Origin of the sequence: Chitinophaga rupis, assembly GCF_900109685.1 — a bacterium.
In the GTDB taxonomy this organism is placed as follows: Bacteria; Bacteroidota; Bacteroidia; order Chitinophagales; family Chitinophagaceae; genus Chitinophaga; species Chitinophaga rupis.
In genome coordinates, this window is the sequence record NZ_FOBB01000012.1 from 115,206 (window position 1) to 128,362 (window position 13,157).

At 43.4% G+C, this 13,157-nt stretch carries 9 protein-coding genes and 1 tRNA gene; 2 read left to right on the forward strand and 8 right to left on the reverse strand.

Annotated elements, in window-relative coordinates; all coding sequences use genetic code 11:
• Complete coding sequence (locus BMZ54_RS30360; RefSeq protein ID WP_162277715.1) at positions 1-1,437, reverse strand: RagB/SusD family nutrient uptake outer membrane protein; 1,437 nt, start codon at positions 1,435-1,437, stop codon at positions 1-3.
• A gap of 48 nt (positions 1,438-1,485) precedes the next feature.
• Positions 1,486-4,677, reverse strand: coding sequence for a SusC/RagA family TonB-linked outer membrane protein (locus tag BMZ54_RS30365; RefSeq protein WP_162277716.1), 3,192 nt, complete (start codon positions 4,675-4,677; stop codon positions 1,486-1,488).
• A gap of 620 nt (positions 4,678-5,297) precedes the next feature.
• Between BMZ54_RS30365 and BMZ54_RS30370 the strand changes: the two genes are divergently transcribed.
• Positions 5,298-5,843 carry an RNA polymerase sigma factor gene (locus BMZ54_RS30370; RefSeq protein ID WP_089920683.1) on the forward strand — a complete coding sequence of 182 codons (546 nt, stop codon included), beginning with the start codon at positions 5,298-5,300 and terminating at the stop codon, positions 5,841-5,843.
• Between the two features lie 41 nt (positions 5,844-5,884).
• Positions 5,885-7,042 carry a FecR family protein gene (locus BMZ54_RS30375; RefSeq protein ID WP_089920685.1) on the forward strand — a complete coding sequence of 386 codons (1,158 nt, stop codon included), beginning with the start codon at positions 5,885-5,887 and terminating at the stop codon, positions 7,040-7,042.
• Between the two features lie 435 nt (positions 7,043-7,477).
• Here the strand turns inward: BMZ54_RS30375 and BMZ54_RS30385 are convergent.
• The 6 genes from BMZ54_RS30385 to BMZ54_RS30410 all read right to left on the reverse strand — a co-directional run bounded on the left by BMZ54_RS30385 (position 7,478) and on the right by BMZ54_RS30410 (position 13,156).
• Positions 7,478-7,548: transfer RNA gene (locus BMZ54_RS30385), tRNA-Gln, on the reverse strand.
• A 67-nt stretch (positions 7,549-7,615) separates the two neighbouring features.
• A complete protein-coding gene (locus BMZ54_RS30390; RefSeq protein WP_089920689.1) occupies positions 7,616-8,788 on the reverse strand; it encodes an efflux RND transporter periplasmic adaptor subunit in 1,173 nt (390 codons plus the stop codon).
• Positions 8,789-8,790: 2 nt separating this feature from the next.
• Positions 8,791-10,038 (reverse strand): ABC transporter permease, encoded by a 1,248-nt coding sequence (locus tag BMZ54_RS30395; RefSeq protein WP_089920690.1) that lies wholly within the window; start codon positions 10,036-10,038, stop codon positions 8,791-8,793.
• Complete coding sequence (locus tag BMZ54_RS30400) at positions 10,031-10,717, reverse strand: ABC transporter ATP-binding protein (RefSeq protein ID WP_089920692.1); 687 nt, start codon at positions 10,715-10,717, stop codon at positions 10,031-10,033. The genes BMZ54_RS30395 and BMZ54_RS30400 overlap by 8 nt, the downstream gene beginning before the upstream one ends.
• 28 nt (positions 10,718-10,745) lie before the next feature.
• Entirely contained in the window at positions 10,746-11,471 is a 726-nt protein-coding gene (locus tag BMZ54_RS30405) for a thioesterase II family protein (protein WP_089920694.1), read from the reverse strand.
• Positions 11,472-11,476: 5 nt separating this feature from the next.
• On the reverse strand, positions 11,477-13,156 hold the full coding sequence (locus BMZ54_RS30410; protein WP_089920696.1) for a cyclic peptide export ABC transporter: 1,680 nt from the start codon (positions 13,154-13,156) through the stop codon (positions 11,477-11,479).
• Position 13,157 lies beyond the last annotated feature (1 nt).

Below are 13,157 nucleotides of genomic sequence, written 5' to 3' on the forward strand. Positions count from 1 at the left end.
TTAGTAACCATTGTTTTGATCCAAATTTGGATTCTTATCTCTCTCCAGTTGGGGAATTGGGTAATTTCTTTCATATGAACTCCAAGTAGATTTCTTTTCTGACATGGCTTGTATCATTATCGAATCTATTCCGTTAGTTCGGCGAAGATCAAACCACCTATGCCCCCACTCAGTGAATAGCTCCACTTGTCTTTCATGCTGAATGGATTCCAAAATCGAATTTTTGTCCAAAGGGCCTGAATAATCTCCAAGCCCGGAACGATTTCTTATTGTGTTAAGATCTCGAACGGCTTCTTCATATAGACCTTGTTGTGCCTTTGACTCGGAACGAATTAAATATTGTTCCGCTAATCTAAGAACTACAGAATACTCGTTTAGCTCGGATCCGACGGCCACTTTATACTTATAAGGAAAACGATAGTTCTGAAAAGATGAAATCCATTCAACTCTTCGCTGATCATTTTTCTCAAATGCGTTCCATAAATGATCACTTATAGTTGAGGTTTGACTACTACCCATAATTTGCGGGATACTTGTTAGTATGTAGTTACGTCCTTCCTGAGTATTAAATCCGGACTTATTTGATGGTTGTAAAGACCAAATAGTTTCCACACTGCCTACCAAGAATACAGTGTTAAGATCTTTGAGTAACCTAAAATTTGGATTATTATCTATTAACAATGAAGATATTTTGACTGCATTCGAATATTCATCATTGTATAGATAAACTCTTGATAAAAGTGCATACGCAACCCATCTGTTTGGACGAACGCGGGTTTCACTTTTAGATATGCCATCCACTGCGACATATGTTTCGGTTAACAACTCTGCTGCGTCTCTCAGATCATTTATGATTTGTTGATAAACAACTTTCTTTGAAAATCGTGAACTGACAGAATTAACAGTATAATCTGTACTTATAATCAAGGGAATAGCATCAAAAAAATTGAGGAGGTAAAAATGCCAAAATGCCCGAATAAATTTTGCTTCACCTATTAATTGATTACTTAATGCAACAGGTATGGCTTTTTGCTTTCCCAACTGTTCTATTATAGCATTACATCCATATATATATTTATAGCCGGGACTCCACAGTTCCTGCAAGAGATATTCGTTCCCTGGTAGAATTTTGTTATTATAAAACATCTTTAAATTAGGATCCGTTGAATGGCAATTCAATTCATCCGATGTATAGCCTGTATAAAGAGAGATACTATAAGGCCCACCCAGTTCATTGCACATCTGAGAGAAAATTGCAAGCATTGCAGCGTTAGCTGTTGATGGATCCCGAAATACCTCCTCAGAAACAAGCTCATTTTTGGGTGATTCAACAGTCAGGAACCCTGAACAGCAGGTAATCATTATATATATGATTGTTGCTTTAAAATACTTAAAGGTAATTTTGAAGAGATTACACTTCCCATGAAATTTATTCATCGCATATCGAATTTTGTCAATTAAATAAGTCAATCCAAACATTTTATGCTAAAATGTAAGTTTATATCCAAGAGTCACCATTCGCAATGGAGGTAGTTGAGAGACAGAAAGCGTCTCTGGATTCAGTCCAATGTAATTGCTAATTGTAAAAAGATTCTGTGCTTGAATATATAAGAGGCTATTAACTTTAAATTTTGAGCCGAAAAGATTTTCTGGAAGATTATAGGAGATATTAATATTTTTAAGACTTACATAAGAAGCGTCGCGTATCTGACCATCACTATATATAAAGTTATAATAGGCTGATGTGCTTACGCCCCCATAGTCTTGACTCACCCTTCCAATTTCACCATTCTCAATACGTCTGAAAATATTAGATGGTTGGTTTGAATTGTACTCTCCTGGCATGAATCCATAATATAGACTGTTTATAGCATTCTGCTTTACGAATTGGAATAAAATATCAATCTGAAATCCTCTTAATGTAAGAGTATTGCTAAAGCCACCATAGAATTTACGCGCAATTTCTTTATAGGCTGTAAAGTCTTGATAGAAGGTAATGCTGCCATCATTATTAACATCTTCAAATGCATATACTCCTGTCGCTTTTTCAAGTCCAATATAATGGAAGCCTTTGTATATAAATAGTGATCGCCCCTCTGCATAAACATTGTTATATGGCGAGGCTTCCAAGTTTGGATAAGAAACAAGTTTATTCCTTGGAATGGTTAACGTTAAACTATTCTTCCAATTAAATCCTCTTTTATTCAATATAGTAGTACTTACTTCAAATTCAACACCCCAGTTTTTTATTACAGCCGGGAGATTGGCCTGCACTGACCCAAAACCTGTCAATGTCGGTAATGAATACCCTACTAGCTGATTTGATGTTTTATTTTCATAAAAATCGGTAGTTAGAACTACAGAGTTATTTAGAATTCCCAGTTCTAATCCAAGTTCCAACTTACGTATTGACTCCCAGTTGTAATAAGGATTTGCAATTCTAGTTGGAAACAATCCTGTTGCACCTAAGTATGGTATATTATAAGATGAATAACTGCTTAAGTATTGATAGTCTGATAATTGATCATTCCCTGCTGTACCGTAACTAGCTCTTACCTTTCCATAGCTTAAAATACTTTGGCTCTTAAAAAAGTTCTCATTTGTAAAAATCCATCCAGCTCCAATAGCCCCAAAGTTTCCATATCTTTTTCCAGGACCAAACCTACTACTACCGTCTCGCCTAGCAGTTAGGTTGATTAAGTATCTTTCTTTAAAATTATAATTGATGCGCCCAAAAAAGGATATATATCGGTACTGCGTGTAGCCGCTTCGGCTGAATAGTGATGTAGCAGATCCTATATCCCCAATCAGCGCGTCTGATGGAAAATTTGATGCCGCGACAACTAAACTTTCATTAATGGTTTGTTGTATCGTTGAACCAAAGAGAATATTTAAATCTCCACTCAATATTCTCCTTGAGAAAGAAACTTGAGGTTCGAAACTCCAAGTATTAATACTATTTGTAGCTTGAGTATTCTTTCGAAAATATGGCTTGTCCGCGTAGGATGGGCCATATGAAGTTAGAGGTGTCGTCATCGATTGCTTCATCTGAATGTTACTAAATCCAAATAAACTCTTTACTTCCAAACCAGGGGCTACATCATATGATAAGTTGGCATTTCCCATAACATTCTTTGTTGATGAAATAGACTTTCGTTGTAACTCTCCAATGGGATTAATCCAAGTATCTTTTTCCCAGTTTAATTGGCCTTCAGCATTCCATATAGACGGAGCATTGGGTGCCAAAAATATACTGTTTGTTGGATCAGAGAGAGGAATAATATTATTGTCATTTGAGTAGCTACTTGTCACTGTAGTTTTAAACTTTCCATTTCTGGATCTATTAGAAAGGCTGATTAATGACGATAGCCTTCTGTCATTAAAATCTCCCGGAAATACAGTTGTTTCATTTCTGTACGTCCCGTTAATAAGAAACTGAGTCAATTCATTACCACCAGAAATGCTTACATCAGCATTAATTAACTTGTTGGTATTACCAATAATAACTTTAGGCCAATTTGTGTATCTTGTAGTATCCCAATTACCGTTAATATCGTTATCAGAAGCTTGAGGACTAACTCCATCATTCGTAAATGCTAATCGCCTAAGTTTTAAATATTCCTCCGTTTTCAGCAGTTTAATTTTACTTCCTACGGCTCCGATACCTGAATTAATATTAACGTCTACTTTAGTTTTACCAATATTGCCACGCTTCGTAGTTATTAGAATTACACCATTAGCTCCTCTTGATCCATAAATTGCCGTCGCATCTGCGTCTTTTAGTATTTCTATACTCTCAATATTCGCTATACTTAAATTGGCAAATGGGCTTAATGATGTCGCCCCACCTCCAACAACTTTGCTGGTTAAACTTTGCGACGGAAATGGTATACCGTCGATGATATACAGTGGGTCATTTCCATTTGCTATACTGTTTTGACCACGTAGTCTTACAACTATATTTGCTCCAGCAATTCCAGAGGTTTGTGTTATTTGTAATCCGGGCACTATCGCTTGCAAGGCAAGTATAGGATCAGCAACTGGTTGTTTAGAAATGTCCTTAGAACTAATTTTTGTTACTGATCCTGTATTAAGTTTTTTAGTTGTGTTGTAGTAACCCTTAACAACTGTTTCATCTAAATCGTTTATACTAATGTTTAGTTTTATTATAATACTTTTTCCGGTTATGACCAATTCTCTTGTTTCAAAACCAACCGAACTCGCAATTAGCAAATCATTTTTTTTAGTATTTGATATGAAAAAAGCACCTGCAGAGTCAGTAGTTGACCCTTCATTTGTTCTTTTAATCCTAACCGTTGCTCCAGGGATCGGAGTACCATCTATTGTCATTACTTTTCCAGTTAAAGCAATCGAAACAATATTTGAATCTGCAGGCAATCCATCCTCAACTACAATCTTCTTTTTAGGCTTAATAGAGATAAACTTCTCCCTCTCATAAGACCAAACCATTCCAGTCCCTTCAAAAACTTTATCCAGGACATCATCCAATGTCTTATCAACTGCAGAAATAGAAATCTTCTGCTCCGTATTAAAAAGATTAGAGGCATAAAAGAAGATCATGCCCGTTTGTTTTTCCAGCAGGTGTAGAACATCAGCCCGCCGTTTGTTGGAGACCTCTAAAGTGACTTTTATTTCCCCCTGGTTGGCAAATCCCATTAGGGATAGGGATAAAAAGATGACGCATAGCGCTATGCACCGTGTGAGAACGGAATAAAGTTGTCCCATAGATGAAGGATTTAGATAAATTTTAGCTTTCGTTATTACGCTGTAGGTATGCCGAGAAAAAATGTCAATTCCGCAGGGACCTGAGACGCCTTTCAGGACCTTCATATATCCATATTATAACAGGCTTTTCTAAGGACGTAACATCCTTATTATGAATTCACATGACTTAATAATATGTCCCAGTAGGACCTAGTTGTTTTTTGCTATAAAACGGGTGCTATATTAATAAACCGTTAAAAATTCATTTTGTACTGTTCAATTCTAAAAAAAATTGGGTTTTAGCCCAAATAAAATTGGCACCAAGGGGTTATTGCCCAGCATTTACAACACATTAACTTTAAGGCTGATCCTAACCAGTTATATTTGGATTGGATAAGGATATGGTCAATATCGTTTTAAGGGAGCATTTTGATTTACGGGCCAATAATTATAATTTTACGAAGACAAGCTCAACCGTAAAAATTTACCAACAATAGATAAGTTACCACTATTCCATTCAATGATCTCCAAATTTAGTGGTAGCGTCGTTTTCTCAACAAGGCTTGGGGATTATGGATGAATTCAACGAAATAGAATCGGTCAGAAGGCTGATTGCAGGCAGTGAAGAAGCCTTCAATGAAATCTTTTACCACTACGAAGGTTATGTATTGCGCGAATCGCTGAAGCGACTGGGTCCAAACCGCCAGGACGCTGAAGACGTCGTGCAGGAGGTATTTATAAAGGTGTGGCACAACCGTGAAAAGCTGGAGTCCGGTGGCAAGGTATTCAATTATATATATACCATCATGCATAATGCATGTATCAATAAGATCGCTAAAAATAAGGTACGCCAAAAATACCTGGATGAAAAACTGGGCGACCCAAATAACAAGATGATCACTCCTTCCGCTGAAAATAAAGAACTCGCAGAAATCCTCCATAATGCCATAGAGCACATCTCCTCCCCGGTCAAAAGAAACATTATCAGACGCTACGTAGTAGACGGTGAAGACTATGAGAGCCTGGCCAGAGAAACCGGGATGAAAAACCAGACCCTCCGCAATTTTGTATCTGAAGGGTTGAAAACAATGAGGAAATTTTTAAAGAATCAGCTGTAAGAACAGTACAAAACGCATATTCGCAGGTTTATTTAGTTAGCATGGATCCAAAATTCCGCATAATAGATCAGTTGTCCGGCCTCAAAGCTGCTGGAATTATCTCTCCTGAACAGGACGAGCAGCTTAGTGAGCTGCTGGCCAGTGATCCGGAAGCCAGTGAATTTAATGATGCGCAGGTGGCACTGGGTCAAAGTTCGGAGATCAACCAGATTATAGCTGAACATGATGCTCCTTCCATGTTATACAAAGTATGGGAAGGCATTGATAAAGACAACCGGCGCCGCAAAGTCATAAAGATCCGCAGAACCCTGTCCATAGCTGCTGCCGCTGCTATCATATTCGGTATAGCCATCGGAGGGATCGCCATCCTGCTACCCAAGAAACAGGATATCAACCATCTCTCCGCAGTTAACGAAGCAAAGTCCAGAATCGAATTGCGGCTACCCAACGGACAGGTGGTTGACCTTTCTGCCCGGCAAGGACAGGTAAATACAGCCGGCGCCACCTTCAGCAACAACAATAAAACATTAACATACACCCCTACAGGCGCGGTTGCATCTGGTAATTCCACGTTATTGGTCCCCATCGGTAAAGACTATACTATAGCGCTTTCCGATGGGACAACCGTGCACCTGAATTCATCCACCTCTATCACATTCCCGCTGTCATTTGCCGACCACCGGGAAGTAACCATTAATGGCGAGGCCTATTTAGAAGTAGCACCGGATGCCAAAAGACCTTTCATCGTACACCTTCCCAATGCAAGCGTGCAGGTACTGGGTACGGCATTCAATGTCAATACCTATGATCCTGGTATCAGCCGTGTTTCCCTGGTCAGCGGAAAAGTAATCGTGAAAGACCCGTCTGCAAATACCGCTGGCCCGGTGATGCTCAAACCTGGAGTGCAGGCTGTTGCTTCAAATAAAGAAGTGCTCGTGCAGCCTTTCGATCCTTCCTACATCCTCTCCTGGAGACAGGGTATTTTCCGTTTCCAGGATCTCTCGCTGTCAAAAATCTGTGAAGTACTTCCTCGTTGGTTTGGGATCTCTGCGGTCATGGACAATGACAGGATCGCCAATTTTAAATTCTCCGGCGGCCTTTCCCGTAACATGTCTTTAAAAGAACAACTCTCCATGTTCCAGCTGGAAGGACAGGTGGAATATTACTGGGATAAGGACAGCACACTGCATTTTAAATAGCAAAATACAATCCTTACATTCTCTACTGAAATACAGTCATATTGTACAGAACTTCTTTATTCATGTATATATCAATACATCTGAACATGCTAGTCTGTTTATATAGGTTTGGGCCATGCATGGATAGATCCTGACATTCATACCTTGGCATGCAGCAGAAGAAGTTACTCAGAAGTATTTATAGATTTCTGGTTCAAGCAACAATATGAGAACGAACGGATAATCAATCTTAGTGGTTACCTGCTAAATGCGTGCAGGTACAAGATCAAAAAGGATCAGACAGAACAGCAAAATCGGGAGAAGCTATTAAGCACTGCCCTGGCGGATATAGAAACATCTACAGCGATTGATGACTAATTGTAAGTTTTTAGTCGCCTAAAGGTGAGAGGAAATGAAAAAGCCGAAACTCTCTTGAAGGAGAAGCCTCGGCTTTTGTTGCCCGACCTGGATTCGAACCAAGACAAACAGAGTCAGAGTCTGTCGTACTACCGTTATACTATCGGGCATTACGCGAATTGGGAGGGCAAATGTATAAATTTTTTAAAAAATAGCCAACAAAATATATTTTCTCCCCTAAAAAACCGCTTTCAGCCTATCCGTGGCCTTTAACCCGCCCAGCACCTGGATATTGATCTCGTCCGACAAACCCAGCTGTACATACCTTTTTTCAAAGGTCTGGGGCTGTACTTCCACCTCCACATAAGGTTTTTCCTTTTCAAACCGCACTACGCTTTCCCGCACGGCCAGCACATTATTCAGTTTTTCCAGCACAATATCAGCCGTGGCGCTATAACCGGCCCGCAGGAACTGGGTGCTGTCCAGCTTAATGGCGGCCCGCACCTCAAAAGTGGTGGCGCCTTCTTCCTTTACCCCGTTGGGTGAAATAAATTCCAGCTGGGCGTGATAGGTCCTTTCTTCGGTGGCCCGTACGGTAATGGCCAGGTCCATGCCGGGTTTCAGGCGGTTTACATCGGCTTCTTCCACTTTGCCGGTAAAGATCATGTCGTTCATATCAGCAATGGTGGCAACGGTGGTGCCTTCGTTGAAGGTGTTCCGTTCTATTACAAAGTTGCCTTCCTTGGCAGGTACATCCAGCAATATGCCATTCACGGTAGAGCGTACTTCGTTGGCGGCAATGCCGGATTGTGCGGAGGCGCCTACCTTTACCAGCTGCAGGGTGTTCTGCGCTTCCCTCAGGTCGGCATCGGCCTTATTGAAATTCAGCAGATACTCATGGTACTCTTTTTCCGCTACTACCTTTTCCTTGAACAGCTGCTCAAAACGCTCCTTTTCTATTTTGGCGTTGGTGTAGGAAATGCGGGCTTTCTGCAGCTCGCTTTCCGCTTTGCTCAGGTTCACCGCATCCGGTGTAAGGCGGATCTTAGCCAGCAGCTGACCGGCTTTCACAGGCTGGCCGGCTGTTACATACACTTTCTCGATAATGCCGGATACCTGCGCTTTTACCTCGATCTGTTTGCGGGGCGCTACCGTACCGGTGGCCACTGCTTTCTGTACAATGTCGGTCACAAAAGCGGTATCGGTGCTATACACGGTTTTTACTTTACCGGAACGTTGCGATAAACAACCGGGTACTATTACCAGCAAAGCCAAACCAGCGGCCGCAGTGGTATACATGCCCAGGTTCTGCCATATCTTTATAGTTCTGTAACCGGCTATTATTTTTAAGAGCACCAGGGTTACACGCGCTGCTGTTAGCAGTAATACGCTTTTCTTTCTCGTTTTCATGTCTACTCAGTTTTAAGTGCTTCAATCGGGTTTATTCTGGCTGCATTGCCTGCCGGCACCAGCCCGGCCAGGGCGCCGGTTACCACCAGTATTATTACGGCGGTAAGGGCTACCTGCAGATCTATTTGCGGGTCCTTGAAAAATTCACTTTTAAAACCGGAGCTGTCCAGGAAGTTGCGTACACCGGCAATAATGCCCATCCCGGTGATCAGTCCTACATAACCGGCAGCGCTGGTAATGACTACAGATTCCATGATGATCAGGCTTATAATAGACGCCGGCGTGGCGCCTAAGGCTTTACGTACGCCTATTTCCCGGGTACGTTCCTTTACAATAATGAGCATAATGTTGCTCACGCCAATGATACCAGCCACGATGGTACCTGCGCCTACGATCCAGATGAACAGCCGGATGCCGGCAAACAGGCTCACATACTTGTTAAATTCTTTTTCGGAGTTAAAAGAGCCCATGGCTTCTGTATCCTGTGGCTGGATGGTATGCCGGGCAGCCATCAGGCTCCGGATAGCCGCTTCCACTTTCTCGGCCGGCACATTGGGTCTTGGGCAAACGGTGAACAGGGAAATGTTATCCTTGTAGTCAAACGTGTGCTGTAACGTGTAAAGGGGTACGAAAACCGTTTCTGCATCTTCTTTATGACTGGCTGATTCCTCCGTGGTAAAACAGCCCACTACACGGAAAGGCACACCCTGTATATTAATGAACTGCCCGATGGGATCCTGCCTGGGGAAGAATACTTCCCGGATACGCTCCCCTATCACGGCTACCTTGCGCTCCTGCTGCAGGTCCAGGATATTCAGGAAACGGCCTTTGGGAAATGCCATGGTTTTAATATGCTGCAGGTCCGGGTGCACGCCTTTAAGAGTAAACGCCATGCTCTTTTGCCGGTACACCATGTTTATTTTTCCATTGGGGTTTAGGCCTGGCGCCAGGTATTGAATATCGGGTACCTTGTGCTGAATGGCCTGATAGTCGCCATTGTCGAATGTGATCTTACGGCCCGGCGCTAATCCTTTATACGGAGTACGGGTAATTTCCGGCCAAATGTAAATGCTGTTGCGCGCGGCGCTGCTGAACATCTGATACACCCCGTTCTGCAAGCCTTTACCGGCGCCCAGCAACAATACCAGCATTAAAATGCCCCAGAACACGCCAAAGGCCGTGAGCAAGGTTCTTAGTTTATGTTTTTTGACAGAGCTCCAGATCTCCTGCCAGTTATCAAAGTCAAACATGATATAAAATATTTGTGTCAGCAGTTACCAAACCATCTTTTACACGGATCACGCGTTCTGCTTTATCCGCAACATCCTGTTCATGGGTAACCATAATAATGGTCATACCCTGCTCATGCAGCTCTTTAAACACCTCCATAATTTCATCCGAAGTATTGGAATCCAGCGCGCCGGTGGGTTCATCTGCCAGTATGATCTTGGGATTACCTGCCAGCGCACGGGCTATGGCCACACGTTGTTTCTGCCCGCCGGATAAAGCTGTGGGCAGATGATCGGCGCGGTTCTTCAGTCCTACGCGGTCCAGCAACTCCAGCGCCATTTCATTCCGCTTTTGGCGGTTTACTTTCTGGTAGTATAGTGGCAGCGCTACATTTTCCATCGCATTTTTAAACGGCAGCAGGTTAAATGACTGGAATACAAAACCAATGTACTGGTTCCGGAACCAGGCAGCCTTCGACTGGGAAAGATGTTTCACCAGTGTGCCATCCAGGTAATATTTGCCGGTGTCATAATCATCCAGTATACCCAGCACATTCAGCAGTGTGGATTTACCGGAGCCCGACTGCCCCATAATGGCTACAAACTCACCGGTGGCCACTTCCAGGTCAATGCCCTTTAAGATGGGCAGCTGGCCGTTGGCCGTTTTATATGCTTTCTTCACCTGTTGTAATACTACCATAACTCATCATTTTTATGCATACACTGCTTTATGCATACACTGCGGTATGCTGTTTTTTCCTTGCACCGGTTAGCAAGCCGGCCATTAGCTGCACGATCTCTCTTTCATGATCGTAAATAAAAAAGTGATCCCCGGTAAATTTGCGTGCGGTTATCAGTACCGTGCTTTCCTTTTGCCAGGCCAGCGCATCTTCAAAGCTGATATTCTCCTGCAATCCGGTCATAACAGTCATGGGTATATCAAAAGGAGTGGTTTCCTCATGCTGATAGGTGTGTAATGCACCCAGGTCGGAACGGATAATGGGCTCAAAGAAATCCTTGAGGTCTTCGTTCCTCAGCAGCTCTTCCGGGCAGCCGCCCAGCTTTGCCAATGCTTCAAAAAAGTCCGCTTTAGGCAAAGTATGAATAACCGCATCCTGTTTTACAACAGACGGCGCTGCACGGCCGGTGAGGAATAAGTGCAAAGGCGCGGGTAAACCTTCCTGCAAAATGCGTTTCGTAAGCAGGTAGCAAAGCAGCGCGCCCATGCTATGTCCGTACAAAGCATAAGGTTCGTGCAGGCGGTCCTGCAGCTGCTGAAAAACATCCTCTGCCATTTCGTATATATCGCCCAGCAAAGGATCGGCAAAACGGCTGCCCCTGCCTGGCAGGTCTACCGGTATAATGCTAACCTGCGGGCTGGCATACTTTTCATATCCCTGGTAAGAGTAACGGCTACCGCCTGCAAATGGCAAACAAAAAATATTCACTTTCATACTTTTCAGTTATTACATACATCAATGGAAAAATGGGCATTTTCAGGAGTGATCACTGTATCAGCTACGATCTTACCGTAATCGAACTTCAGCATACGGTCGGCACAATCGAAGTAATGATCATCATGCGTTACAGCGATAATAGTTTTACCCCTGCGTTTCAGCTCCGGGATCAGGCGTTTATAAAAGTAGGCCCTGAAATGCGGGTCCTGCTCTGCAGCCCATTCGTCCAGCACCAGTATGTCGCGGTTCTCCATTATGGCGTAGATCATGGCCAGCCTTTTCTGCTGCCCTTTCGATAAATTGTTATCAATAAAGTTGCGGTCGTTGCCGATGCGTATGGCAGCGGTGAGCTCCATCATTTCTATCAGCTTACTCAATTCCTTATTGTCTGCGCTCAGATCAAACTGGTCATAATTTTCATTGAACAGGTAAGCATGGGTGAAGATGGCGGAAATATGATTGCTGTAATGCGGGTAAGCTGCCAGCGGAATTACCTGCCCATTCAGGCTGATGGTGCCGCTGGTGGGCTGGTACAAACCGGTTAGCAGGTTTATAAAAGTGCTTTTCCCGCTGCCATTGCCACCGGTAATAAACACCACCTCACCCCTGTTAAAGGTCAGGCTCACGGGACCTACACGGAACACTTTGTTCTGTTTCTCATCCTTATACTCAAAGGTTACCTCACGGAAACGGATCTCCGCAAATTCGCCTTTAATGGCAGGCGCATCCCCGAAAGAATCCGTTACGGTCACTTCCGCCTCAATATCTGCACGGATGCCGTCAATGCGTTCCAGCGCAATTTTTACATTGGTATAATAAGGAATGATCTTTACCAGGGAAGCCAGTGGTCCCATAAGGTACAGGATCACTACAATGAAAGGCACCGTTTGCGCCAGGCTCAGATGCAGCAGGTTTGGCAGCAGGAAAATACCAACGCCCAGCGCTATGTACCAGCTGTAAGTGCCGGTAAGCTCATTGTCCAGATATTTTACGGCGCTGCGGGTGCCCAGCTCTTTCCCCTTCAGGCGGTTCTCTTTCAGGTAATCATGATAAATGCGGTCATTCCTTTCCGTGCTCATTTTCACTTCCTTAAACCCGTAGATCAGATCGCGCAGGTACTGATGATAATCGTTCTGCAGATCCCGCACTATGTTCAGGTCTTTTTCAATGCGTTTATTGCGCCACATATAAAAGGTAAGCAGTGCGCCGGTAAGGGCCAGCACAGCCAGGCCGCCCAGGGGCGATACCCAGAACAGGTACGCTAACGCACAAACGATGATCACGGCGGAGTTCACAACGGCTACCAGCACCTCCGGTATGTAAGCCAGTATGCGCACATCGCCAATGGCAGTGTAAATACGCTGTGCGCCCAGCTTTTCAAAGGCTTCCCAGGTGGCAAAACGCAGCTGCTGCAAAATAGACAGCTCGTAATGCAGCAGCAGCTCCTGGGTTAATTTTACCATATAGGTCTGGAACACCTTGGTGCACACCAGCGACAGCAGCACTAAGCCGGCAAAGATCCAGCCATCGTAACCTTTTGCAAAAGACAGGGAAGAGCCGTTCACCGCATTATTGATGAATGCCAGCAAGCCCAGGTACACAATGCTGTTTACGCTGCCCAGCGTTCCTACGAACAGCAGGAAGTATTTTGATTGTTTCCGTAATAGCTGAAGAATATGCATT

Bases quoted from the DNA above. Each gene is read 5' to 3' on its own strand.
- BMZ54_RS30360 (WP_162277715.1), bottom strand. From the start codon at position 1,437: ATGAATAAATTTCATGGGAAGTGTAATCTCTTCAAAATTACCTTTAAG.
- BMZ54_RS30410 (WP_089920696.1), bottom strand. From the start codon at position 13,156: ATGCATATTCTTCAGCTATTACGGAAACAATCAAAATACTTCCTGCTG.
- BMZ54_RS30375 (WP_089920685.1), top strand. From the start codon at position 5,885: ATGGATCCAAAATTCCGCATAATAGATCAGTTGTCCGGCCTCAAAGCT.
- BMZ54_RS30405 (WP_089920694.1), bottom strand. From the start codon at position 11,471: ATGAAAGTGAATATTTTTTGTTTGCCATTTGCAGGCGGTAGCCGTTAC.
- BMZ54_RS30395 (WP_089920690.1), bottom strand. From the start codon at position 10,038: ATGTTTGACTTTGATAACTGGCAGGAGATCTGGAGCTCTGTCAAAAAA.
- BMZ54_RS30390 (WP_089920689.1), bottom strand. From the start codon at position 8,788: ATGAAAACGAGAAAGAAAAGCGTATTACTGCTAACAGCAGCGCGTGTA.
- BMZ54_RS30365 (WP_162277716.1), bottom strand. From the start codon at position 4,677: ATGGGATTTGCCAACCAGGGGGAAATAAAAGTCACTTTAGAGGTCTCC.
- BMZ54_RS30370 (WP_089920683.1), top strand. From the start codon at position 5,298: ATGGATGAATTCAACGAAATAGAATCGGTCAGAAGGCTGATTGCAGGC.
- BMZ54_RS30400 (WP_089920692.1), bottom strand. From the start codon at position 10,717: ATGGTAGTATTACAACAGGTGAAGAAAGCATATAAAACGGCCAACGGC.